This is a genomic window from Caulobacter sp. FV2ps19 (assembly GCF_058681035.1).
Window position 1 is genome coordinate 149,691 of record NZ_CM178729.1, and the last position, 22,593, is coordinate 172,283.

Genomic DNA, 22,593 nt, shown 5'->3' on the forward strand with positions numbered 1-22,593 from the left:
CTCCCTTAGTCCTTCATCCGCCAGGTCGCCCCCGCGGGGCCATCCATGACCACCACGCCTAAGGCGTCGAGTTCGGCGCGGATGGCGTCGGCGGCGGTCCAGTCCTTGGCCGTGCGGGCCTCGATGCGACGCAGCAGCAGGTCTTCGACCTGGGCTTTCAGGTCGTCGGAGGCGTCGCCCTCGAACCAGGCGTCCGGATCGGCCTGCAGGAAGCCCAGCAAGGCTCCGGCCTCCAGCAGACGGGCCTTGTTGGCGGCGATGGCCACCGTGTCGCCGGCCGTGACCGCGCGCTCGATGGCGCTGGAGACCTCGAAGAAGGCGGACAGAGCCAGCGGCGTGTTCAGATCATCCTCCAGCGCGGCGATCACCTCGGCCGGGGCCTCCATCGCCTGGTCCATCGGCACGTCCTTAGCGCGGCGCAGCGCGCCGTACAGACGGTCCAGGGCTTTCTTGCTCTGCTCCAGAAGTTCCGGCGTCCAGTCCAGCGGCTGGCGATAGTGGGCGCTGAGCAGCGCCCAGCGGATCGCCTCGCCGGGCATGGTCTTCAAGAGCTCATGCGGGATGACGACATTGCCCAGGCTCTTGGACATTTTCTCGCCGGCCATATCGAGGAAGCCGTTGTGCAGCCAGTAATTGGCCAGCACGGGCAGGTCATGGGCGCAGCGGCTCTGGGCCAGCTCGTTCTCATGGTGCGGGAAGGCGAGGTCGATGCCGCCGCCGTGGATGTCGATGGTCTTGCCCAGGGCCTTGTCGATCATGGCCGAGCATTCGATGTGCCAGCCGGGGCGGCCGGAACCGAAGGGGCTGTCCCAGACGGGTTCGTTTTCCTTGGACGGCTTCCACAGCACGAAGTCGGCGGGGTGGCGTTTGTAGGGCGCGACCTCGACCCGCGCGCCGGCGATCATGTCGTCCATGTTGCGACCTGACAACTCGCCGTAGTCGGAGAAGGCCTGGGTGTCGAACAACACATGCCCCTCGGCGGCATAGGCCTTGCCGTTATCGACCAGCTTTTCGATCATCGCGATGATCGGACCCATGTGCTCGGTGGCCTTGGGCTCGAGCGTGGGCGGCAGGGTCAGCAGGCCGGCGGCATCGGCATGATAGGCGGCCAGATAGCGCTCGGTGATGACGCTGATCGGTACGCCCTCCTCGAAGGCCTTCTTGTTGATCTTGTCGTCGACGTCGGTGACGTTGCGCGCATAGACCACCGCTTCATCGCCGTAGAGGTGGCGCAGCATCCGGAACAGCACGTCGAACACCACAACCGGCCGGAAGTTGCCGATATGGGCGTGATTATAGACCGTGGGCCCGCAGACATACATCGTCACCCGGCTCGGATCGGCGGGAACGAAGGCGCGCTTTTCGCGCGTCATGGTGTCGTGGAGCTTCAAGGTCATGAGAAAACTGGTCTGCCTGACGTAACGTTAGGGTGTTGCTTGGTATCGGATGGGCCCCATATAGCTAGTGGACAGACGGACGACACGTCATCTTTTCGATGGGGTCGGCCGTAGCTGTGAAACGGGTGGCACGCGTCATTCCGGAGCGAGAGGCGCTCCGGCGCAACTCAGCCCGTGGAAAGACCCTCCAACATGGACGCCCTGACCAGCGCGCGAACCCTGACCAGCCTCCCCCATTCTTCTCTTGGGGACAACGCCGCTCTTGATCTTGAACCCGCCCAGCGCCCCAGCCGAGACGAGGCCATGGCCGCCGTCCGGACCCTGCTGGCCTGGGCCGGCGACAATCCCGATCGCGAAGGCTTGCTCGACACACCCAAGCGCGTGGTCGACGCCTATGGCGAGTGGTTCGCCGGCTATGAGGGCGACCCGGCCAAGGAACTCTCGCGCACCTTCGAGGACGTCCAGGGCTATGACGACATGGTCATGCTGCGCGGCATCGACGTGCAGAGCCACTGCGAGCACCACATGGCGCCGTTCCTGGGCAAGGCCTGGGTGGCCTATATGCCGACCGGCAAGGTCGTGGGCCTGTCCAAGCTGGCGCGTCTGGTCGAGATCTTCGCCAAGCGTCTCCAGACCCAGGAGACCATGACGATGCAGGTCGCCGACGCCATCGAGGACCACCTGTCGGCCGCCGGCGTGGCCGTGCTGATCGACGCCGAGCACCAGTGCATGAGCACCCGCGGCGTCCACCACCATGACGTCTCGACCATCACCACCCAGTTCCGCGGCGTGTTCAAGACCGACAAGGTCCTGCAGCAGCGGTTCATGGATCTGGTGACGCGCAAGTAGCCTGAGTGCTTTCCCTCCGCCCCTTGGGCTAGCCCAAGGGGCGTGGACGGCGCCATATGGGACGCATGAGCACGCCCCTGTTTCCACACGCCCATGACAAGCACGCCCTCGAACGCGGCGACCAGCTGGCCCCGCGCTTCAACGCCGACGGCCTGGTGGTCGCGGTGGCTCAGCACGCCGACACCGGCGAGATCCTGATGCTGGCCTGGATGAACGCCGAAGCGCTGAAGCTGACCGTCGACACCGGCGTCGCCCACTATTTCAGCCGCTCGCGCAACGCACTCTGGAAGAAGGGCGAGACCAGCGGTCAGCTGCAGATCGTCACGGAACTGCGGGTCGACTGCGACCAGGACGCCGTGCTGATCAAGGTGCGGCCGCAGGGCGACGGCGGGGCCTGCCATGTCGGCTTCCGCTCCTGCTTCTATCGCGTGATGGAGGACGGCAAGCTGGTCGAGCGCCAAGACACGGTAGGCTGCTGAGATGACGGTCGTCCAGGCCCTCTTGGCCTTCAGCCTCGCCGCCGGTCTGCTGACCCTCACCCCGGGCCTCGACACCGCCCTAGTGCTGCGCACCGCCGCCACCGAGGGCCCGCGCCGCGCCTTTGCGGCGGCGGTCGGCATCGGGACGGGTTGCATGGTCTGGGGCGTGGCGGCCGCCGTCGGCGCCGGCGCTCTGCTGACCGCGTCCACCCTGGCCTATACCGCCCTGAAATGGGCCGGCGCCGCCTATCTGGTCTGGATGGGCCTGAAGATGATCGCCAAGCCTCGCGACCGCTTTGAGCCGGGCGCGGCAGCGCCCACGGGCGGTGGCGCGGTCGCGTCCCTACGACGGGGCCTGCTGACCAACCTGCTCAATCCCAAGGTCGGGGTGTTCTATATCTCGTTCCTGCCGCAGTTCGTGCCGACGGGAGTCCAGCCGGCCAGCTTCGGCGTGTTGCTGGCCGCGATCCACGTGGTCATGGGTCTGATGTGGGCCGGCCTGCTGATCGCCGCCACCACGCCCTTGGCCGGCCTGCTGCGCGAGGCCTCGGTGATCCGATGGCTGGACCGGATCACCGGCGGCGTCTTCATCGCCTTTGGCCTGCGCCTGGCGCTGGAGCGGCGCTAGCCTTCCGCCAGGGCCTCGACGCCCCCGCCCTGGGTGGGCGTGACCACGAAGCGCTTGAGCACCTTGGTCGTATAGGCCTTGTCGACAATGGTCGAGACCGCAACCATCTCGCCGGTGGCCCGGCCGTGCTCAAGCGTCAGCAGCACAAAGCCCTTGGCGGCGGGGTCGGCATAGACGACCTCCTTGTTGCGTTGGGCGAACGCCTCGCCCAGCGGCAGGCCCGGCAGGATGTCGCCATAGCCCGGCGAGGTGATCCCCGTCGCGCCGAACTCGGCGGCGACGCGATGGGCGCCCGAGGCGTCGAACAGTTCATTGGCCCAGAACGAGTGGCTGTCGCCCGACAACACGATCGGATGGGCGCCCGCGGCCTTGAACAGGTCGTACAGCCGCTCGCGATCGGCCGGATAGCCATCCCAGGAGTCGAGATTATAGGGCAGGCCGATTTCGGACAGCCCCACACCCTGCTTGACGCGGACGCTGATGGCGGCCGGCAGCTTGGCGAGGACCGCTTCGAATTTCTCCGGACCCATGACCTTCGCCAGGTTGGGACCGGCGACCCGCGCCATCACCACCTGGTTGCCCAGCACCTGCCAGGCGCTGGCCGACTTGACCGAAGCCGTCAGTCGATCACCCAGCCACTGGCTCTGCGCCTCGCCCAACAGGCGGCGGTCGGGCGCGTTCCACTTGGCCATAAACGCCGGAACATCGGGCTTGCCGTCGACCATCGGCAGGTCGTGGGCGTAGTCCAGCTGTTCGGAACGCGCCGTCAGTCGGGTCTCGGTCATCAGCAGGGTGGCGACATCACCGAACTGGAAGCCGCGCCAGCTGGATTCGGCCAGGGCGCCGGCCACGGGTTCGCGGATCGGCATCCACTCATAATAGGCCTTCAGCGCCGCAGCCTTGCGTGTCGCCCAGTCGCCTTCGCCGCCCTTGGCGAGATCGCCCTGCGTATGGTTTTCAGCCCCGCCCTGCCAGCTGTCATTGGCGGTTTCGTGATCGTCCCACACCACGATCCACGGCGCGCGCGCATGGGCGGCCTGCAGTTGGGTATCGGTCTTGTAGAGGGCGTGGCGGCGGCGATAGTCGTCCAGGGTGACGATCTCGTGCGCAGGATCGGGCTTGCGCTGGGCCGCAACCGGCGAGTTCATGCCGTAGTCGCCCGGCGCGCCGCCATATTCGTAGATGTAGTCACCCAGGTGCAGCACCGCATCGACGCGCGACAGCTTGGCGATGGCGTCATAGGCGTTGAAATAGCCGTTCGGATAGAGCGAGCATGAGGCCACCGCCAGGACCACGTCCTGGGTGGCGCCCACCGGCAGGGTGCGCAGGCGGCCTACGGGTGAGGTGACGCCATTGGCCTTGAACCGATACCAGTATTCCGTCCCCGGCTTCAGACGCTTGCTGCTCAGGTCATACTTGACCGTGAAGTCGCGCGCGCCCGTGGTCGACAGGCGTGGCTCGCTGTGCACGACCGTCTTGAAATCAGAATCCGCGGCCACGTCCAGCGCAAGAACGATCTCGCCCTGAACGTCGGCAGGCGGGGTGACCCGGGTCCAGAGGATGGCGCCCATTGCGGTAGGATCGCCGCTGGCCACGCCATGGTCGAAGGTCACCGCCCCGGCAAAAGCCTGGGTCCGCGCCGTTGCTCGAGTTCCAACGCCGGCCGCACCGCCAAGACCCAGGAACGCTAGCGCTTTACGACGATCGATCTTCATTGGAACTATCCCTTGGGGCCACGGCGCCGTTTCGGCTTCCGTGCGTTACCTCCAGACCACAACAGGAAGATGACGCATGTCGAGTGAAGGCCTTCACGTTCCCCGTGAAAAACTCAGCCGCAAGACCCTCAACCGCCACTATGCGATCACCTCGCTGATTGAGGAGTTCGAGGCTGTGGACTGGTATCGTCAGCGTGCCGACGACTGCGACGATGTCGAGCTGAAGAAGATCCTGCTGCACAATGCGCGCGAAGAGCTGGAGCACGCCGCCATGGTGCTGGAATGGCTGCGGCGCGACGATCCCGAGACCAACGAACAGTTGAAGGAATACCTGTTCAAGGACGGCTCGATCGCCGGCCATGAGGAAGAAGCGACGGGCGGCGAATAGAGCTTCCCCCGACAAGGTCATCGCGGAACGGCCCACGGCCGTTCCGCGACTTTGGCCCTAATGCTTGATCGAAACCGAGACGCCGACATAGCGCGGCTCGCCGCCGATGAAGGTCGGGATGCCGAAGGCGTCGCCCGTATTGCCGGCGTCCTTGATGTAGTCCTGCTCGAGCAGATTGCTGGCGAACAGTTCAAACTTCAGGGCCGAGTTGTCGGGCTGGTAGCCGACGCGCAGGTTCAGCAGGCCATAGGCGTCCTGCTTTTCGTCCTGAATCAGGTCGCCGGTCGTTTGCAGATCAGACCGGTCGTTGTTGTTGTCGAAAAACACTTCCGACTGCCAGGTGTAGGTCGGGGTGACGGTGAAGCGACCGACCGGCGAACCGAAGCTGACATTGGCGCCGAGCGACAGACTGTTGTCCGGCGACAGACGGAAACGGTTGCCCTCGAACAGGCCATTGCCGAACCGGGCGTGGTTGTAGGAATAGGTTCCAAAGACGCTGGCGTTGGCCGTCAGCTGCAGGGTCGATTGCCCCTCGAAGCCGGTGGCCGAAGCCTCGCCGGCATTGGTCGAGACGACCTGACCGCTGGCCGTGCGGATCGAGGTCTGGAAGTTCTTGTAGTCATAACGATAGACCGCGCCGTCCAGGGTCAGGCGGCGATCAAAGAACGCGCCCTTGGCGCCGGCCTCGAACGAGGTGACTTCCTCAGCCGGAATTTCGCTGAAGCGCACCGCGCCGCCCGGCGTCGCCGGCGTGCCGGCCGAGATCACCTTCGGGCGACGGCCCGTCGCCACCGAGGCGTAGAGGTTGGCGTTGGAGGTCACGGCATAGCGGCCGACGACGCGATAGGTCACGCCATTGTCGGTGAAGCTGCGATATTCCGGCAGGCCGTCCTTGGTCGGCTGGACAAACAGACCACGCGCCACCGTCGCCGTGCTGCCGCCGAGAACCGAACCGCCATTGAGCAGCTGCGCGGCATAGCCGCTTTCCTTGTCGTCGTAGGTGTAGCGCAGGCCGGCGGCCAGTTCGAGCTTGTCGGTCGCCTTCCAGGTCACATCGGCATAGGCGTCATACGACTTGGTCGTACCGTAGTTGGTGTAGCTTTCCAGATGCTGGCTCTTGTAGGCCGACAGGGCTGAAATCGAGTTGATGACGTTGAGACCCGCCACATTGGGCGCCTTGAACAGACCGCCCAGACCGCTCGCGCGGGCCGCATAGACTCTCTCATTGAACAGCAGCGGTACGCGCTGGCTGCCGTCTTCCCAGAAATAGCTCAGACCGCCAAAAGCCGTGATCTTGCCGCCGGCGTCATAGTTCAGGCGCAGGTCCTGGCTGGCGGACTTGCCTTCGGCGTCCTCGGCGAAGGTGAACAGCGGCAGCGAGAAGCCGTCGGCGTCAAAGACTTCCTCGCCGGCGAACCGGCGGAAGGCCGTGGTCGAGGCCAGGGAGAAGCTGTCATTGATCTTATAGCTGGCCAGGGCCGTGGCGCTAAACACGTCACGCTCCAGACCCAGCTTCTGATTGTTTTCGAAACCCGCGACGGTCGCCAGGGCGGCGCCGGAATTGCGGCCCAGATCGCCCAGAACCTTGCCGGTGTTGGTGTCGGTCGGCAGATAGGTCAGCGACTTGAACGAGGTGCCCGACGGCGCATCGTTCTGGTAGTTGATCAGCAGGTCGGTGTTGAGGCGATCGCTGGGACGCCAGTTGACGGCCAGGCGCACGGCGGCGGTGTCGGTGGAGTTGAAATCCTCGCCGCCCAGCAGGTTCTCGACATAGCCGTCGCGGTGCTTCACCCGCCCCGCCAGGCGCACCGAAACGGTGTCGCTGACCGGCGTATTGACCATGCCCTCGGCCAGCCAGTAGCCGAAATTGCCGGCCTCGATCTTGGCCGAGCTCGAGAATTCCGGGCGAGCCTTGGCCTGGATGATGTTGACCGCGCCGATCAGCGCGCCGCGACCATAGAGGGTCGATTGGGGACCCTTGGCGATCTCGACACGCTCCAGATCGAACAGCTCGATGTACGAACCGCGCGACTTGGAGATCGATACGCCGTCTTGATAGACCGAAACGCGCGGCTCGTTGGTGGCTTCGCCGGAATCCGAGGTGATGCCCCGCATCACGAAGCCCGGATTATTGGGCGACTGGTTCTGAACCTCAAAGCCCGGCACGAACAGCGACAGTTCCTCGAACTCCTGGATGCCCAGGGTGTCCAGCATCGCGCCCGAATAGGCGGTCAGGGCGACCGGAACATCCATCACCTTCTGCTCGCGCTTCTGGGCGGTGACGATCAATTGGTCGACCTGGACCCCGTCGGCGGGCGCGTCGGCCTCGACGGCCCAGGCGGCGGACGCCGCGCTGAGCGCCAGGACGCTGACCGCAGACATGAGCAAGGTGGTGTGGATCGAACGCATCGACTATCCCCTTCGACGACTACAGAACTGAAGCTGGGCCGTTAGGGTCGGGTCATGTCTGTCGCGCGACGACATTGTAACGGAGCTGTGAAACCCCCTTGGATGCGCTGGATGACGAGTCTGAAGATGTCGAAACTGGCGCCGAAGACACAGTGCCGGCCGATTTCCGCGCCGCGACCCTGACCCCTGACGACGCCGGACAGCGACTCGACAAGGTTCTGGTCGACAGGTTCGAGTCCCTGTCGCGCGCCCGCCTCCAGGCCCTGATCGCCCAAGGCCTGCTGACCCGGGATGGCACGGTGATCACCGACGCGTCGCAGAAGGCGCGGCCGGGCGTCTATCAGCTGCGCGTGCCCGCCCCGATCGCCGCTGAGCCGGCGCCCGAAAACATTCCACTGACCGTTCTGTTCGAGGACGCCCATCTGATCGTGGTCGACAAGCCGGCCGGCATGGCCGCGCATCCGGCCCCAGGCAACTATACCGGCACCCTGGTCCACGCCCTGCTGCACCACTGCCGGGGCAGCCTGTCGGGCGTCGGCGGCGTGGCCCGGCCCGGCATCGTCCACCGGCTGGACAAGGACACCTCCGGCGTGATGGTCGCGGCCAAGACCGACGCCGCCCATCAGGGCCTGTCGGCTCTATTCTCCACCCACGACATCGACCGGCTCTATGTCGCCCTGACACGCGGCGCCCCCCATCCGGCCCACGGCACGATCCAGACCCAGCTGGGCCGCTCGCCCCATGACCGCAAGAAGATGGCGATCCTGAAAAGCGGCGGGCGCGAGGCCATCACCCACTATCGTGTCGAGGCGGCCTTCGGCCCGGCTGACAAGCCCGTGGCGGCGCGGGTGGCCTGCCGTCTGGAAACCGGCCGCACACACCAGATCCGCGTTCATCTGGCCAGCAAGACGGCCCCCTGCCTGGGCGATCCGGTCTATGGCGGCGGCCCGCCTGCGGCCGGCGTGCGGGCGGTGATCGAAGCCATAGGCTTCCAGCGTCAGGCCCTGCATGCGTCCGTGCTGGGCTTTGTGCATCCGATCACCGGTGAGACCCTGAGCTTCGAAACCGCCCTGCCCGCCGACATGGCCGCGCTGGAAGCAGGCCTGAAAGCCCTGTGAACCCACCCGCTCTTGCGATCGCGCAACAATCGCGCCCTAATTCGGCTGACCTGACAGCCTAGGCTTGAAGGCCAAGCCGGTTCCTGGAGGGCCCTGATGACTCCGACGCGATCATTCCTTGTCCTGCTGACCGGTCTGGCCCTGGCAGGTCCCGCCCTGGCCCAGACCGATCCGACGACAACCGTCGCCAATCCTGACGCGGTCGTGTCGACTGCAGCGCATCGCCTCGACGCCAAGACCGCCGCCGAGGCCCAGGCCGCGCCGGTCGTCGCGACGCCAGCGCCACGCCCCCTCACCACCCAGGAGCAGATCGCCGCCTTCCTCGACACCTCGCCTGTCGTCGAACGGGGCGAGGGTTTCAGCGGCCTGGCGCCGTCCGACACGGACGCCAAGCGTAAAGTTCACGGATCGGCCGGCGTCACGGTCGGGACCGGCGGCTATCGCAGCGCCTATGTCTCCACCCTGGTCCCCATCGGCGAGACCTCGACCCTGGGCCTGGCCTATTCCCAGACCGATTTTGGCAAGAACAGCGCCTATCGTCCCTATGACGCCTATGGCTATGACCGTGGGCGGGGCTGGGACGGCGACACGATCCGCTACGGTCGACCCGGCTATGGCGGTCAGGGCGGCAAGCGACAAACTGTCGCAATCTCCCTGGCGGTGGGCGGGGACGCCCGTAATCCGCCCGAGGGCTGCGCACCCGCCTTCAGAGCCGATAATGGCCGTTATATCGAGCCTTTATGGGCAACTCAGATGCGCGGAAGCGACAATCCCTGCGCGGCCGACATCGGGCGCTAGGTCCCGTTACCGCCCGAGACCGTGAAATACCCTGTTCGCCAAACAGCGCCGTTCGCTGAAGTTTAACGGCTTGGCGTCATGGTGGATCATCGGGATCTCTCAGGCGTTCGCATGCAGCCGGAAATTATCGCTCACCATCACCCCGCCACAGGGACGGTGACATACCTCGTCGTCGATCCGGCCACGCTGCTCTGCGCGATCGTTGATCCTGTCCTGGATTTCGATCCTGTGACCCAGGCTGTCGACACGAGCTTCGTCGATGCGATCATCGCCGACATTCGCGCGCGCGACATGGGGCCGACCTGGATCCTGGAAACCGGCTTGCACACCACGCACCTGTCGGGGGCCGGGCACCTGAAATACGAAACCGGCGCCTCGGTCTGTATCGGGGCCGGCGTGATCGAGAGCCTCAAGCGCCTGGCTCCGGCCCTGGGCGAACACGGCGTCGATCTCGAAGGCTGGGACTTCGACAAACTGGCCCGGGACGGCGAGGTCATGCCGATGGGCGGGCTGAAGATCACCGCCCACGCCGTCACCGGCCGCCTGCCGGGCGCGGTGGCCTACCAGATCGGCGACACCCTGTTCACTGGTGACGCCGTCCTGGCCCCCGATCTGGGCGCCGGCCGATGCGATCTTCCCGGCGCCAACCCTGCGGGCCTCTACGCGGCTGCGCGCCGCTTCCTGTCCCTGCCCCACCACACCCGCCTGCTGGCGGGCTGGGAAGACGCCGCCGGGCGCGCCGCGACCACGGTAGGCCAGCAACGGGCCGACAACATCCAGCTCCATGACGGCGTCGATCTGGCCGCCTTCACCGCCCTGCGCCAGGCGGCCGACGCCACCCTGCCGCCCCCGCCCTATCTCTTGCAGGCCCTGCGCGTGGCCATCCGCTCGGGCAAGCTGCCGCCCGAAGACGAGCAGGGTCGACGTTTCCCGCCGACCGATATCCGTTCTCTTTAAAAATGCACTTGCGCTTGTCGCGCATTGACGGCCCTATGGTTCGCACGCGAAGCACAGGGAGGCCGCCATGGCCGAGGATTTCACCGCAGTCCTGACCGCGCGTCAGACCGGCCATCTTCCCGACCATCTGGGCCTGGAGTGGGTCGAGGCCCGCCCCGGCTATGTTCAGGGACGTTTCACGGTCGCGAAACATCACATGGCCCCCAACGGCTTTTTGCACGCCGCCAGCGTCATCGCCCTGGCCGACAGCGCCTGCGGCTATGGATGCATGGTCTCCCTGCCCGACGGCGCCGGCGGCTTCACCACCATAGAACTGAAGTCGAACTTCCTCGGCACGGTCCGCGACGGCGGCGTTCTGTGCGAAGCCAGGCTGGCCCATGGCGGGCGTCAGACCCAGGTCTGGGACGCGGTCGTGACCGCCGAGGCGACCGGCAAGACCCTCGCGCTTTTCCGCTGCACCCAGATGGTTTTGCGCCCCCAGGTCTGACCGCGACAGAAAGGCTCTTAGAGGGACTTGCGTTACCGCGACGACGCCGCTAGGTATCGCGCCCTCGACCTCGGGCGGCGTAAAAACCGCCCCGAAAACGGCGCCTGGAGAGGTGGCAGAGTGGTCGAATGTACCGCACTCGAAATGCGGCGTGCCTGGAAGGGCACCGTGGGTTCGAATCCCACCCTCTCCGCCACTACCCCATCCTAGCCGATCCAAAGACGTCCGAGGGCGTCCGGTAAATCCCCGCCGCATAAGGGGAAATCGCGAAATTGTGTTTCGACACGTCCGACGCGATCCACCACGCTTCACATCTCATTTGTGGGACGAAGTGTGGGACAAAATGGCCCGACTTTGGGAACGCCTGACGGCGCTGCAGGTCAAGAGGACGACTCGACCGGGAATGCACCCGGACGGCGGCGGCCTCTATTTGATGGTCCAGAAGGGCGGCGGTAGGTCGTGGGTCTATCGCTACATGCTCCAGGGGCGCGCCCGGGAGATGGGGCTAGGTCCGGCCCATACGATCAGCTTGTCGGAAGCACGGGCGATGGCGCGAGACGCCCGTCGCCTCAAGTTCGACGGCATCGACCCGATCGAGCAACGTCAACTGGCGCGCACACGCAGCACGTTGGAGGCCGCCAAGGGCTTTACGTTCAAGCAGGCGGCGACCGCGTACATCCGTGCGAACAAGGCCGGCTGGCGCAATGAAAAACACGCCCAGCAGTGGGAGAGCACGCTGACGACCTACGCTGATCCGTTCTTCGGAAGTCGCGGCGTCTCGGATATCGATACCGGCCTGGTGCTGGCCGTCCTGGAGCCGATCTGGTCCACCAAGCCGGAGACCGCCAGCCGCGTGCGAGGGCGCGTCGAGGCCGTGCTCGATTGGGCTACAGCAAGAGGACTGCGCGAAGGCGGCAACCCGGCGCGCTGGAAGGGTCACCTTGAAAAGCTGCTGCCGGCGAAGTCGCGCGTCCACAAGGTCGAGCACCATGCCGCCCTGCCCTACGCAGAGCTGAGCGCCTTCATGGCGGTGCTGAAGGACCAACCAGGTGCGGGCGCGCGAGCCCTTGAGTTCACCATCCTGACAGCGGCCCGGACAGGAGAGGTCATTGGAGCTGAGTGGAACGAGATTGACTTAGGCAGCCGCGTCTGGACCGTCCCGGCCGACCGAATGAAAGGACGTAAGGAACACCGCGTGCCCCTTACGGCGCCCTTGGTGGAAATCCTGGAAGGCCGGCAGGCCGACTATGCCGCCGTAATCCGACGCGTCCTCGAATCCAAACGGCAGCCCATTCCAGACGACATCCCGCCGGTCGGCCCGATCTTCTGGGGCACGCTGTTTGGCAAGAAGCTGAGCAACATGGCCATGCTGGCGGTGTTGAAGCGCATGAAGCGCGAAGACCTCACCGCCCACGGATTTCGCAGCACCTTCCGCGATTGGGCCGCCGAGACCACCGAGTATCGGAGCGAGATCGTCGAAATGGCGCTCGCGCACACGATCGGCAACAAGGTCGAAGCCGCCTATCGGCGCGGCGATCTCTTCGAGAAGCGTAGACTGCTTATGGATGATTGGGCCGTCGCGGCAGGCCGCGCACAACGGGCGTAGAAACCCGCTCGAGACGCAGAAGGTACGCCTCAAGCTCACTCCGCCTGATCAGGGTTCGTCCGCCGTCCTTGAGAATCTTGATGTCCCCGGCGCCGATCAATTCGTACAGGCGACTGCGGCTGATCGCGAGCGCGTAGGCCGCCTCAATGACCCGGTAGGCGAGCTTCTCAATGGGGATCCCGACGGCTGGCGCAATGCCGGTTCCTGTCCTTGCACCGCTGGCACCAACCATCATCGCCTCCATACACTAGGTCACCGCCCGGCCATGGAGGTTCCTCAAGTAGCGACAGCCTTCAACACGATAATGAGGTCGGGCGTACTCTGGCGAAGGAAGAGAAAGGATCGACGAATTCGCGCTCGCCGTACCAGGCCGTTCAGAGGCTTGGCGGCACATGGCCGCCGCCTGAATGCCACGTGTAAAGCTGCGGGTTAGCGGCGAGAAATGCTCTGCGCGCGGCCCTCGCCTGCACGATGTGAGGCGATGAATTTTCCCACGCCTTCACCGCCGCCACTAGCCGGCCACCACGTCCCAGCGCCGCGTCCGCCAATTTCACCACCACGAGGTTCGGCGTGGCCTCCGGCCGGATCGCCAGAAGCGCTTCAAGCGCCGCTGCCTCCTGGCCGGCGCCTAAGCGGTCGGCGATCACCGCCAGCCCAACGCCAGCCGATCGCCCGACACCGTGGCGGCAGTGGATGAGCAGTGAGCGATGAACGTGCTCTCTGCTGAAATCGAGCGCTTGATCGATCTGGCTAGCCGTCGCCACCTGAACACCCAAACTATCGTCATCGACATCCTCGAACCCCAGGACCAGATGGGGCGGCTTCGGCTGGCGGTGAAACCGGAGCTTGTCCGACGGTCGGCAAGCAGGATCCTCCAGGGTAAGGACGGCATCAAACTGTCGCTTGTGGCGCCACGCTTGCCTGAGGCTGACGACGGCGATGACCCCGGGACCTGGCGTTGGCATCACTGACCGACATCCTCATTCCAGCAACGAGGCCGGCGAAACCTTGAGCGCTCGGGCCAAGCGCTCGATGTTGTCGAGCGAGAGGTTTCGCTCCGCCCGCTCGATGGCGCCGATATAGGTCCGATGCAGACCGGCCTCGGCCGCCAGGCCTTCCTGACTGAAACTCAGCCCCAACCGAAGCCGCCGAACGTTGTCGGCGACGGTTCGACGCAAATCAGAAGGCGGCGCTTTCATGCGCCCATGATCGCGGACGTGATGACTGTGGATCGACAGACGATAAGTAGCATTGCGCTAGATGACTATAAGTAGCAATGTGATTGAGCGGCAGACCCACGTGCCGCGTTCTGTCGTGCGAGGAAGGCATGAGAGCCCAACGGGAAATCCCATTCAGGGCGGAGGATGAAGCCAGGGCCTGGCTTCAGAGACTGCTCGGTGATCGCGACCTATTGGAGCCGTTTCTGAAATGGCGGTCCACGCCGGCCAATGCCGAAGCATTTGACCGACTGGCCGCTGATCGTTTCGTGATCTGGGATACCGAGCGCCGTCTGGTCCTGGCACGGCTGGAGATCACGCCCTGCACTCTGGAGGACGAACGCAATCGCCTGCTCGATAAGCTGATCGGTCTGGAGAAACTTATCCTGCTGACGCGCGGCACGACCGTGCAAGCGGTCCGGGCCAAAGCAAGCCTCCTGCTCTACCTGCTCAGGGAGCAGAAAGACGAAGAGACGCCGGCGATGGAAGACATCCAGACCTTCGTGGAGAACACCGCCCGGGCGCTGGAAAGGAAGATAGCTTAGCGCCACCAAGCGGCAGGCGCGACAAGCCGCACTTCGGCTTAAGCGCTTGCCGAGCCTCTGCCGGGCGAGCTGAGGAGGGTCAAGGGCGGCGCAGCTGTCGCAAGCGACGCGCGCCGAAGGTGCGCGCCCTTGACGCTCGTCGGGTCGCCTGGCCCTCAGCCGCCGATCGCTGACCCATCGCGGATTTCACCCTAGATACGGCGATTGAAGGCGTGGGCCCCAGTTTCGCGTTGATTTCATTAGGAGAAGTAGAAGGGCGGGTGCCACAGGGAGATGCCAGGGACCAAAAATCCTCAACGCCATCAATCGCTTGCGATGACCAGGGCCTCGCCCTTTTATCTCGCCGTCGTATTTGGCCGTCGTATTCGGGGTGCCGAGTCTGGTCTGCTTACATGCAGGAATGATGTCTTCGTGGAAATTGGCAGAGCCCGCCCCAAGCCGGTACGATCTGCACAGCATGCGCCCGCCCGGTCGCGCGTGCGTAGCGAATGACTGTTTCGCATTTACGATGATTCCACAGCCTCGCCCCTGAACCCCAGGCCACGCGCCTCATCGAGTATCCGCACACCCTGGCTGGCCTGTTTGCGCGACGGCGCCTTTTCGGATTTTGCGAGCCTGCCCAGACTGAACGCCAGGCCACGCTGCCAGGGCAGCAGGCTTTGTGTGTCCTTGGCCCAGGCTGCAATCTGAAACCAAGTATCGGCCGGGATCGCGATGACGGCCTGCTCCACCTGCAGCTCCTCTTCGGTGCGGATTTCCTCGAGCGCAGGGCCCGTGCGCTCAAGATCGGCCCGTTCGCGAGTGATGAGCTCCCTTTCAAAAGCAGCCGGCAAGATGATCATGGTTGCGCGAAACTGCGTCCAGCACGCCTCCTTCTTGCACCACTCCTTGACGTCCTGACCATCGGGCGGAGCGGTTATGTGCCGATGCACAGCGACGCAGATGTTTTCGATCGCAGAGGCCAGAATGGGCGTGATCGTTTGGGTGGCCCAGATCGCCGCAAGGTCGACGCGCCTGGCCGTGTGATGCGACAGCCAGGCCAGGGTGTAGGTGACGATGTTGGCGCGATAGCCCCCGAATTTCTGGCGCGAGACGATCCGCTCAGTCTCCCGGAACAGGATCGCGCGGGCCACGACGCGCTGAAAATACGTTTCGTCGGGAACGAAGGCGCCGCGTTTGCCGACCGCATCCATGAAGTCGAGATAGCACTTCTGGGAGCCACGGCTTACGATGTGCGGAAACTGCGACCAGGTCTGTTCGAACTTGGCCAGATCGGTTTTTTCGAAGAACTGTCGACGCGGATGGATGACCTCGAGCGCCTTTCGCTCGGCAGGGGTGCGCGCGGTGCCCAGCAGGTCGTGATACTGGCCGCGGGCCCGCTCGAAAAACCAGCGCGTCTGCTTCTGCAGCCCTGGCAGGGGCGGCGCCCAACTCGTTCGCGATAGCTCCTCCATGCCCCTATGAAAGGGATGGTGGGCGGTGAAGTCCGCCATGTTGATCTTGTTCTGATTGTTGGCCGACTGGGAGATGCGCGGCGCAATATCGTCGACGGCGGCGCCATCGAGGATCTCGGTGATCTTCACAGGCACCCAGAGGTCCTTGAGGATCGCCTTATCCTTGGTCGCAGCCCGGAAAATCGAACCCGTCGTCTGGCCGCCGTTGACGATCTGAAAGTCGTCCGCCGCCAGCAGCCGGACCGATCCGCTTCCGACCTCTTCGGTGACCACACCCGACGCCGTAATCGACAGCCCGTTGTTGAAGGCCAGGAACATGTTGGGCTCGTCGAGAATGGTGCGCCGGATCCCCTGGTTCACCTTGCCCTTTAGCTGCAGGAAACTGCGCACATTGCGCTCAAGCAGCCGCGGTCCATGCTGGCGATAGAGATCGACCAACACCTCGCCGGGCAAAAGGCCAATTAGGCAGCGATAGCCTGCCCCTTCCGGCGCGGCGGTGACGAACGGCGGCGGCCCGTTGGCAAGCTTGCTGAAGTCGACCTTGACGGGTTCATGACCCGAGCCGGAGGAACCGGCGCGGTAGAACCGGCGAAGATCCCAGACATGATGCGACGTCTCGATGTCGCGGACCGGTTCGGCCTCAAGCCGTTCGACCCGCGCCAATCCGTCGGTCAGGACGAAGAGCCGGATATGGCTGAACTCGTCGCGGCTGCGCCAGATCGAGGAGCCCACCTCGAAGCGATCCAAAGCCTCCTCGGCGTCGGGCGGCCCCGACAACGACTGGGCCAGAAAGGTTCTCAGGCGCTTGAGCGCAGTGTCGATGTCCGTGCGTCCGACGTTTTCGGGCCGGCCGGAGAGCACAGGCAGTGTCACGAAAAGGTCCAGGCGGTCGCTGTCTTCGGAAATGAAGTAGCCGTTGCAGCGGATACCGCGGCCTTCGATGCTGCAGGCCATGGCGTCGTCGATTTCGCCAATCTCTCCCAGATGCTCCAGAAGAAGCTCAGTCAGGGCGGTAGGACGCATCGCACCATCATCGGCCGCCTCGGCGCGGGCGATGACGTCCTGCTGCAGATTGAGCGCGAATGTCGCCAGTTGCGCGAGCTCATCCATTGGCGCCTCCGACAGCCGCCGCGACCCGTTCGAATTCCGCCCCGAAGCGCGCGAGATCGTCGGCAATAATGGTGTAGGTCACGTCGCCGACGCCAGGTGGCAGGAGCGCCCCGGTCAGACGCGGAAAGTCCCCGGCGACGCGATAGAAATCCATGCGCTCGGTTAGGTACGCCGGCTCACGATAAGCCTCTTCGTGGCTGTCGAGATAGCCGGCGGCGAGCAGGCGCAGGTTGAATTCGCTGAGCGCAGCGTGCGCACCGCCAAGGCCCTCACGGACGGCCGAGACCTGAGCGGCCAGGGACAAGCCTGAAGCCGATTCCACGAGACCGACATGCGCCAGGAAAAGGTCGTCGAACGGTGTCTCGTCCAGTTGCCGCTCGCTGGTGATGCGAAGATGTGCGTGGCGTTTGCCAAGCGAGGTCTTTACTTCGACACCAACACCGCCGGTGGTGAAGTCCTGATAGGCCCGGCCCGGACCGTTCCACGCGGTGACGGCGGCCAGCGGCTCCAGCACGGCCAGGTGGAGCGCTTGCAAAACTATCAGCTCGCCGAACAGCCCGCGCTGCGCCGGAAGGCCAAGGCCCCTCTCGGGCAACTGTTCGAGCAGCCCTTGCCACATCGACAGTCGATCAAGGCACCGATCAAGTCCCGCCTTGGCGCCGGTTTCACGCGCGCCGGTCTCCATCAGATCGCTGGCAAGGATGGCGAACACCTCGCGCAAGGCGCCGTTCTCGAGCTGAATGGTGACGCTCTGATGTGGCCGCGCGCCCCGGAAGCTGTCGTTGCCGATCTTCAGGCCCTTGCAGACTGGCAGGCGGTCGCGCGAGATCCGCTGATCGCCCTCCATCTCGATCTGAATGCCGATGCGACCCGCTGGCCAGACCACGCATGCAAAGAGATCGATCGGAGCGTCGGGCAGGACGCGGCGGCGAATCAGACCGCTTGCCCGGGTTACCTCATCGCCCAGGTCACGCCAAAGCGCGGCGAGTTCTTCGGCCGTCATTCGAATTCCCGCTCGAGCTGTTTGACGCTGTTTTCCGCGTATTCGATCAACTGGCCGTCCTGGTCGAACGGGAAACTGATCGCAAAGCCCATGAGCGGTGTGTCGCCCTCGGCCTGACGGACGGGATAGATCAGCAACAGGCCTCTGGCGCGATTTCGGACCACGCGCAGGCTGGCACCGCTCGGCGTGTCGGGCTGCTCGTCCTTGGGATCCTTCTTTCGCGTCCAGGCTTCGACCGTAAGACGCAGCGCCTCGGCCTTCTGCGCAGCGTCCAGATCAAGCAACTCGTCGGCCGGGCTGACCAAACGGCCGATCGTGAACTTGGTGCTGTCGGGGTCGGAACTGGGCTTACGATCTGTTTGCTGGCCCGTGTAGCCGGCAATGCTGAAGGGCGTTGTGGTGCGGCCGTTGGCGACGAGAACGACCGTCCAGTGCTTAAGGCAACCGTGGGCGACCCGCTCATCGATGTAGTCACTGAGCGCGCCGGCGTTCGCCTTCCACGAGTCGGCCGAGGTGCGAATGGTCTTGAGCAAACCGACTACGTCCGCTCCCGGAACGCCGTCCCAGATGTAGCGGCCTGCGGCCAGCGGGGTCTTGGGCCGCGCCGCGATGAACTCTTCGAAGCGGTTCAGATTCCAGTCGGCCTGATCCACGTCGAAGGCGACCGTCTCCGAGATACTACCCGAGAACCCCGCCCGGACTTTCGTGCTGGCGCGCATCTTGTTCGCGGCGGTGATGAGCATGCCGTCGGGGTGGGTTTGCACACGGTGGCCGAAGGTGAGCGGATCCCTTCGCTGCGCGACCATGACCTCGAACTCCTCGCGCAGCTCGACTGAGGCCGTGGCGATGTGCCGGTACCATTTGACCAGCTCAGGATCCGTGTAGAGCCGGCACAGATCTGCGTAGCGCGGGCGATAGCCGAACCAGCGGCCCATCTGCATCAGCGTGTCGTACATGCGCGTGGTCCGAATGAAGTAGCTGACCGAGAGCCCTTCCAACGTCAGTCCGCGCGACAGCTTGTCTCCGCCCACGGCGATGACCGTCAGACCCTTGGGGTGATCATCATAGTCCAGCGCGTCTTTGGCCGATCCGTTGATCTTGCGCACTTCGATGGCCTTCACGGCTTCGAACAGCTGGGCACGGACCTGCGGCCAAGTGACGGGCGGCAAATCATGGTCAGGCAGCAGGGCCGCGATCTGCGCTTGCTTGTCCTCAAAATCGCGAACCCAGAGGTCTTCCAGGCAGGCCAATGCGTCGCCTCCGGCGCCCGTGAATTCCAGCTGGCGACGGATATCGACCACCTTCTCCTTGATCAGCCCGGCGACCTTTTCCTGGACCATGGTGAAACGGGTGACGTGCACCAGCATCGAGTTGTGAACCTCCACGTCGCCACGGGCCCGCCTGGCCGCACATGTGAGCATGAAAGCCAAAATCGCCTCATGCAGCGTTGGGGGCAGGCCCGTGACGGGATGCTCCTTCTTGTGCTTGGGCGGGAAGAGGGCCGCTGCGTCGCGCACGGGCCTGACGATCGGAAGAGCCCGGCCATCGTCATCGGGCTTTTTGAGGCCGAACACCTTCTCGGCACCGATGTAGTTAGAGGGCGCAGGAATATTGACGATGAAGCTGCGCGGAAAGAGATCTTCGCCCGCGTTTTTCGAAAAACCCTCGTGGTGCACGAAGACGTTGGCGAACGGCGTGGCCGTGTAGCCGACATAGGCGCTCTTCTCAAAGGTCGACAGCAGCAGGCGGATTAGGCGGTTGGTTTCGGTCGGATCATTATCCGGAATAGGGATACCGTCCTCGTCCCGGTACTCATTGGTGTTGAGCGACCCGAAATCGGCCTCATCGTCGATGAGAAGCAGCGGCACGTCCCTGATCAGCTTGCCGCCGGGCGTGCTTTCATCATCGTCGGCCCGGACAGACGTCACCCAGGCCAACAGGTTCTTGAGGACCGAGACATTCTTTTTGACGACGAGGATCACCGGATCCTTCCCACCCGGGATAATCTTGGTCCCCTCGGCGACACCCCTGCGGAAATCCCCGTTCTCGGCGCGGCTGGTCAGCGAATGGGCGACGAGGAATGGCGCGCCCGGAAGCGCACCGGCGCCGATGCGCTGGTTTCCTGGCTTGAAAACCATGTTCAAACGCGTGTCGAAACCGAGAAAGCCTTCATCCAGGCGGATCTGGGTCTGGCTGCGCAGACTGTTGTGAACGCCGGCAAGCACGATGATGAGGGGATAGCCCGCATCAACGGCCTTGCAGATCAGGCCGGTGTAGTTCGAGGTCTTCCCCGACTGCACATCGCCGACGACCAGCCCCCGCCGGTCCCATCGGCCCTTGGTCGTCGGATCGCGCAGGCGGTCGAGAATATCGTCGGTCAGCTTGTCGAGCTGCTCACGGACCTCGCGGGGGATCCGCTTTTTCTTATCGAGGAAGTTCTGGTAGCGGGTCCAGAACTCGAAGTGGCGGCCGTCGCGCTTGCTCTTCACCCAGGCTTCGAAATCCCGGTCGTCGATGACCGAGTAGCCGTCGACGTGAACGTTGTTGTTGGTCTCCAGCTCCTTGCGCAATCGCTCGAGATCCACGCCTGCAAACGTCGGCATCTCGCCGATCGTCCTTACCGTGCGGTCCAGAGCCTCGGCTGTGATCGGCTGCTCCAGCATCAGCATGCCGTTGGCCACCACGTACGCGCTGGCGAACATATCCTGTGAACTGATGCTCATGCGGTTTCCGTCTTATCGTTTGCGGCCGCCTGGGCGCGCTGTTCTAGAAAGGCCGCCAGCACGTCGGGGTGCTCGCAGAAGGGTTCCATCACGACGATCGCCCGGCTCGCCTCGGCCAGTGAGCGCCCTTCGAAGAGCAGGGCGCTCCAGACCGCTTCGAGCAGCGGGCCAAGCTCGGCCATGGCGTCCTCGAAAGGCTGGCCCATGCTGTCGGGCGCCTCGGCGTTCTGAATGACGATCAGCGGAGCCGGAACCGTTTGTTCGATTAGCGTCAGGAGCGCGCGGAGTGAGGCCTTGTCCTGGGAGGTCTCTAGGAGCCGCTTCACCAGAGGGTGCTCACGGCTGATCTTGTAAAAGGTCTTGCCGTGCTTCTGCAGGTGCTTCCAGAGAAAGACCGTCTCGTCGCTGACCTTGCGTTGCAGAACACGCCCACGATGACGATAGATCCGGGCCGCGCGACTGCGGGCGGCCCGGGCGATACGCAGCAGATCGTTGCGCAGAAACGCCGGCGGCCGGGCCAGCGACTTCTTGACGTCGATCTGCCAAGCGATGTCGGCGGTATTGGGCAGATCGACGCGAATGCGGGCGAGCTTGTAATGCTCCTCTTTCTGGATGCCGAGGTCCAGCCACTCGCCCGCCACCAGCAGCCGACGATTGCGGTAGACGTAGTAGCCCTGCTGTGCGTTCCAGCCCGCGGGCCCCGACGCCCTGGCGTGCTCCTCTGCAGTAAGCTTGCTGTGATGGGGCAGGATGAAGGGCTTGACCTCGATCTCGCCCGCCGCGCCCAGGCGCTCGGTTTCCATCGGCTCGGTTGTTTCGCAGTCTTCCAGAAACGGGTCCCACGGCTCGATCGCACGGCCGTTAAGGTGAATAGTGACCTTGCTGCGACCCTTCATGAACCGGTGAAAGACCATGGCCAGGTGGTCGCGCACGGCCTCGGCGCTGGCCCGGAAATAGCGCTGGGCCTGCTCGTCTTCGACCTCGCCGCGGAACTGATCGAGCCGATCCCAGAATACGATGGCGCCGCTGGCCTGGCCGTTGAGGAGACCATTGTCGGTAGCGTCGAGAACAGCGGCGCCCTTGAGCAGGCGCCATTCGCCCGATCCCGATTGGGCGATGTAATCAAGATCCCAGCATCGACAGGCCGCGGCGGCGCCGACTTCCTTGGTCAGAACAGTCAGGCGGCGGCATTGCGAGACCGACGCGGTCTTCAGGCCCAGGCCAAAACGGCCCAGATCGTCCGCAGAGCGGCGGGTGAGCGGGTTGGCGCTGCCGGGGCGCATCGCCTGAACCAGCGCCGCCTCATTCATCCCGCGCCCGTCATCGCGAACGGTGATGCGCGAGGCCTCGCCGGCCCAGGTCAGGTCGATCCAAACGTTTCTGGCCCGGGCGGAAATACTGTTGTCGACGATATCGGCTAGCGCCGTTGGCAGATCGTAGCCAAACGCCCGAAGAGATTCGAACAGCTCCACGGCGCCAGGATTGGCGATGTCGTATTCCGCCGATGCTGTCGGCTGGTTCTTGCCTGGCATTGTCGTCCCCCGCCTGAATGATGGGGGGGAACCCGGCTGGCTGCAATCACTCGCTTGCGCGGAAGCTGTAGAAATGGCGCGCCTACACCGCAACATGCATGGGCTCGCGGTGCGCAGCCTGGAGCACGTGACTCCCCGCGACAAACATCTCATGCTTTGCCCGGCAGTGAGTCGGGGA

The 22,593-nt window shown here is 64.6% G+C and carries 20 protein-coding genes and 1 tRNA gene; 11 read left to right on the forward strand and 10 right to left on the reverse strand.

What is annotated here, in order from left to right; genetic code table 11:
• Positions 1-5: 5 nt before the first annotated feature.
• Positions 6-1,397, reverse strand: a complete 1,392-nt coding sequence (gene cysS / locus ACW18B_RS00700; RefSeq protein WP_492048942.1) for a cysteine--tRNA ligase — start codon at positions 1,395-1,397, stop codon at positions 6-8.
• Between the two features lie 192 nt (positions 1,398-1,589).
• Here cysS and folE point away from each other — a divergent pair, with 192 nt between their 5' ends.
• The 3 genes from folE to ACW18B_RS00715 all read left to right on the forward strand — a co-directional run bounded on the left by folE (position 1,590) and on the right by ACW18B_RS00715 (position 3,353).
• Entirely contained in the window at positions 1,590-2,246 is a 657-nt protein-coding gene (folE, locus tag ACW18B_RS00705) for a GTP cyclohydrolase I FolE (protein ID WP_492048943.1), read from the forward strand.
• Positions 2,247-2,311: 65 nt separating this feature from the next.
• Positions 2,312-2,725 (forward strand): phosphoribosyl-AMP cyclohydrolase, encoded by a 414-nt coding sequence (gene hisI / locus ACW18B_RS00710; protein WP_492048944.1) that lies wholly within the window; start codon positions 2,312-2,314, stop codon positions 2,723-2,725.
• 1 nt (position 2,726) lies between these two features.
• Entirely contained in the window at positions 2,727-3,353 is a 627-nt protein-coding gene (locus tag ACW18B_RS00715) for a LysE family translocator (RefSeq protein WP_492048945.1), read from the forward strand.
• On the opposite strand, the gene ACW18B_RS00720 is transcribed toward ACW18B_RS00715, so the two are convergent.
• Positions 3,350-5,068, reverse strand: coding sequence for an alkaline phosphatase D family protein (locus ACW18B_RS00720; protein WP_492048946.1), 1,719 nt, complete (start codon positions 5,066-5,068; stop codon positions 3,350-3,352). The two genes, ACW18B_RS00715 and ACW18B_RS00720, sit on opposite strands and share 4 nt — an antisense overlap.
• Positions 5,069-5,144: 76 nt before the next feature.
• On the opposite strand from ACW18B_RS00720, the gene ACW18B_RS00725 reads away from it, so the two are divergent.
• On the forward strand, positions 5,145-5,456 hold the full coding sequence (locus ACW18B_RS00725; protein ID WP_492048947.1) for a ferritin family protein: 312 nt from the start codon (positions 5,145-5,147) through the stop codon (positions 5,454-5,456).
• A 57-nt stretch (positions 5,457-5,513) separates the two neighbouring features.
• Here the strand turns inward: ACW18B_RS00725 and ACW18B_RS00730 are convergent, their stop codons facing one another.
• Positions 5,514-7,865 (reverse strand): TonB-dependent receptor, encoded by a 2,352-nt coding sequence (locus tag ACW18B_RS00730; protein ID WP_492048948.1) that lies wholly within the window; start codon positions 7,863-7,865, stop codon positions 5,514-5,516.
• A gap of 107 nt (positions 7,866-7,972) precedes the next feature.
• Between ACW18B_RS00730 and ACW18B_RS00735 the strand changes: the two genes are divergently transcribed.
• The 6 genes from ACW18B_RS00735 to ACW18B_RS00760 all read left to right on the forward strand — a co-directional run bounded on the left by ACW18B_RS00735 (position 7,973) and on the right by ACW18B_RS00760 (position 12,831).
• The gene (locus tag ACW18B_RS00735) at positions 7,973-8,983 is read left to right on the forward strand and encodes an RluA family pseudouridine synthase (RefSeq protein WP_492051821.1); all 1,011 of its coding nucleotides are present in this window, start codon (positions 7,973-7,975) and stop codon (positions 8,981-8,983) included.
• A gap of 96 nt (positions 8,984-9,079) precedes the next feature.
• Positions 9,080-9,781: a hypothetical protein gene (locus ACW18B_RS00740; RefSeq protein WP_492048949.1), complete on the forward strand. Its 702-nt coding sequence runs from the start codon at positions 9,080-9,082 to the stop codon at positions 9,779-9,781.
• Positions 9,782-9,892: 111 nt separating this feature from the next.
• Positions 9,893-10,738, forward strand: a complete 846-nt coding sequence (locus ACW18B_RS00745; protein WP_492048950.1) for an MBL fold metallo-hydrolase — start codon at positions 9,893-9,895, stop codon at positions 10,736-10,738.
• A gap of 67 nt (positions 10,739-10,805) precedes the next feature.
• Positions 10,806-11,225, forward strand: a complete 420-nt coding sequence (locus ACW18B_RS00750; protein ID WP_492048951.1) for a PaaI family thioesterase — start codon at positions 10,806-10,808, stop codon at positions 11,223-11,225.
• 106 nt (positions 11,226-11,331) lie between these two features.
• Positions 11,332-11,421, forward strand: a tRNA-Ser gene (locus tag ACW18B_RS00755).
• Positions 11,422-11,568: 147 nt separating this feature from the next.
• Entirely contained in the window at positions 11,569-12,831 is a 1,263-nt protein-coding gene (locus ACW18B_RS00760) for a tyrosine-type recombinase/integrase (RefSeq protein WP_492051823.1), read from the forward strand.
• On the opposite strand, the gene ACW18B_RS00765 is transcribed toward ACW18B_RS00760, so the two are convergent.
• The 3 genes from ACW18B_RS00765 to ACW18B_RS00775 all read right to left on the reverse strand — a co-directional run bounded on the left by ACW18B_RS00765 (position 12,785) and on the right by ACW18B_RS00775 (position 14,030).
• On the reverse strand, positions 12,785-13,075 hold the full coding sequence (locus ACW18B_RS00765) for a helix-turn-helix domain-containing protein (RefSeq protein WP_492048952.1): 291 nt from the start codon (positions 13,073-13,075) through the stop codon (positions 12,785-12,787). The genes ACW18B_RS00760 and ACW18B_RS00765 overlap by 47 nt on opposite strands.
• 130 nt (positions 13,076-13,205) lie before the next feature.
• Positions 13,206-13,796 carry a hypothetical protein gene (locus ACW18B_RS00770; protein ID WP_492048953.1) on the reverse strand — a complete coding sequence of 197 codons (591 nt, stop codon included), beginning with the start codon at positions 13,794-13,796 and terminating at the stop codon, positions 13,206-13,208.
• Between the two features lie 15 nt (positions 13,797-13,811).
• Complete coding sequence (locus ACW18B_RS00775) at positions 13,812-14,030, reverse strand: helix-turn-helix domain-containing protein (RefSeq protein WP_492048954.1); 219 nt, start codon at positions 14,028-14,030, stop codon at positions 13,812-13,814.
• A 128-nt stretch (positions 14,031-14,158) separates the two neighbouring features.
• Between ACW18B_RS00775 and ACW18B_RS00780 the strand changes: the two genes are divergently transcribed.
• Positions 14,159-14,593, forward strand: a complete 435-nt coding sequence (locus tag ACW18B_RS00780) for a hypothetical protein (protein WP_492048955.1) — start codon at positions 14,159-14,161, stop codon at positions 14,591-14,593.
• 503 nt (positions 14,594-15,096) lie between these two features.
• Here the strand turns inward: ACW18B_RS00780 and ACW18B_RS00785 are convergent.
• The 4 genes from ACW18B_RS00785 to ACW18B_RS00800 are packed head-to-tail and all read right to left on the reverse strand — an operon-like array spanning position 15,097 to position 22,511.
• The gene (locus ACW18B_RS00785; RefSeq protein WP_492048956.1) at positions 15,097-17,157 is read right to left on the reverse strand and encodes an AIPR family protein; all 2,061 of its coding nucleotides are present in this window, start codon (positions 17,155-17,157) and stop codon (positions 15,097-15,099) included.
• Entirely contained in the window at positions 17,150-18,160 is a 1,011-nt protein-coding gene (locus ACW18B_RS00790; RefSeq protein ID WP_492048957.1) for a PD-(D/E)XK motif protein, read from the reverse strand. The genes ACW18B_RS00785 and ACW18B_RS00790 overlap by 8 nt, the downstream gene beginning before the upstream one ends.
• On the reverse strand, positions 18,157-20,883 hold the full coding sequence (locus ACW18B_RS00795) for a Z1 domain-containing protein (protein WP_492048958.1): 2,727 nt from the start codon (positions 20,881-20,883) through the stop codon (positions 18,157-18,159). The genes ACW18B_RS00790 and ACW18B_RS00795 overlap by 4 nt, the downstream gene beginning before the upstream one ends.
• Positions 20,880-22,511, reverse strand: a complete 1,632-nt coding sequence (locus tag ACW18B_RS00800) for an ATP-binding protein (RefSeq protein ID WP_492048959.1) — start codon at positions 22,509-22,511, stop codon at positions 20,880-20,882. The genes ACW18B_RS00795 and ACW18B_RS00800 overlap by 4 nt, the downstream gene beginning before the upstream one ends.
• Positions 22,512-22,593 lie beyond the last annotated feature (82 nt).

Excerpts from the sequence above, each read along its gene's own strand:
- cysS (WP_492048942.1), bottom strand. The coding sequence starts at position 1,397 with ATGACCTTGAAGCTCCACGACACCATGACGCGCGAAAAGCGCGCCTTC.
- folE (WP_492048943.1), top strand. The coding sequence starts at position 1,590 with ATGGACGCCCTGACCAGCGCGCGAACCCTGACCAGCCTCCCCCATTCT.
- hisI (WP_492048944.1), top strand. The coding sequence starts at position 2,312 with ATGAGCACGCCCCTGTTTCCACACGCCCATGACAAGCACGCCCTCGAA.
- ACW18B_RS00715 (WP_492048945.1), top strand. The coding sequence starts at position 2,727 with ATGACGGTCGTCCAGGCCCTCTTGGCCTTCAGCCTCGCCGCCGGTCTG.
- ACW18B_RS00720 (WP_492048946.1), bottom strand. The coding sequence starts at position 5,068 with ATGAAGATCGATCGTCGTAAAGCGCTAGCGTTCCTGGGTCTTGGCGGT.
- ACW18B_RS00725 (WP_492048947.1), top strand. The coding sequence starts at position 5,145 with ATGTCGAGTGAAGGCCTTCACGTTCCCCGTGAAAAACTCAGCCGCAAG.
- ACW18B_RS00730 (WP_492048948.1), bottom strand. The coding sequence starts at position 7,865 with ATGCGTTCGATCCACACCACCTTGCTCATGTCTGCGGTCAGCGTCCTG.
- ACW18B_RS00740 (WP_492048949.1), top strand. The coding sequence starts at position 9,080 with ATGACTCCGACGCGATCATTCCTTGTCCTGCTGACCGGTCTGGCCCTG.
- ACW18B_RS00745 (WP_492048950.1), top strand. The coding sequence starts at position 9,893 with ATGCAGCCGGAAATTATCGCTCACCATCACCCCGCCACAGGGACGGTG.
- ACW18B_RS00750 (WP_492048951.1), top strand. The coding sequence starts at position 10,806 with ATGGCCGAGGATTTCACCGCAGTCCTGACCGCGCGTCAGACCGGCCAT.
- ACW18B_RS00760 (WP_492051823.1), top strand. The coding sequence starts at position 11,569 with ATGGCCCGACTTTGGGAACGCCTGACGGCGCTGCAGGTCAAGAGGACG.
- ACW18B_RS00765 (WP_492048952.1), bottom strand. The coding sequence starts at position 13,075 with ATGGAGGCGATGATGGTTGGTGCCAGCGGTGCAAGGACAGGAACCGGC.
- ACW18B_RS00770 (WP_492048953.1), bottom strand. The coding sequence starts at position 13,796 with ATGCCAACGCCAGGTCCCGGGGTCATCGCCGTCGTCAGCCTCAGGCAA.
- ACW18B_RS00775 (WP_492048954.1), bottom strand. The coding sequence starts at position 14,030 with ATGAAAGCGCCGCCTTCTGATTTGCGTCGAACCGTCGCCGACAACGTT.
- ACW18B_RS00780 (WP_492048955.1), top strand. The coding sequence starts at position 14,159 with ATGAGAGCCCAACGGGAAATCCCATTCAGGGCGGAGGATGAAGCCAGG.
- ACW18B_RS00785 (WP_492048956.1), bottom strand. The coding sequence starts at position 17,157 with ATGGATGAGCTCGCGCAACTGGCGACATTCGCGCTCAATCTGCAGCAG.
- ACW18B_RS00790 (WP_492048957.1), bottom strand. The coding sequence starts at position 18,160 with ATGACGGCCGAAGAACTCGCCGCGCTTTGGCGTGACCTGGGCGATGAG.
- ACW18B_RS00795 (WP_492048958.1), bottom strand. The coding sequence starts at position 20,883 with ATGAGCATCAGTTCACAGGATATGTTCGCCAGCGCGTACGTGGTGGCC.
- ACW18B_RS00800 (WP_492048959.1), bottom strand. The coding sequence starts at position 22,511 with ATGTTGCGGTGTAGGCGCGCCATTTCTACAGCTTCCGCGCAAGCGAGT.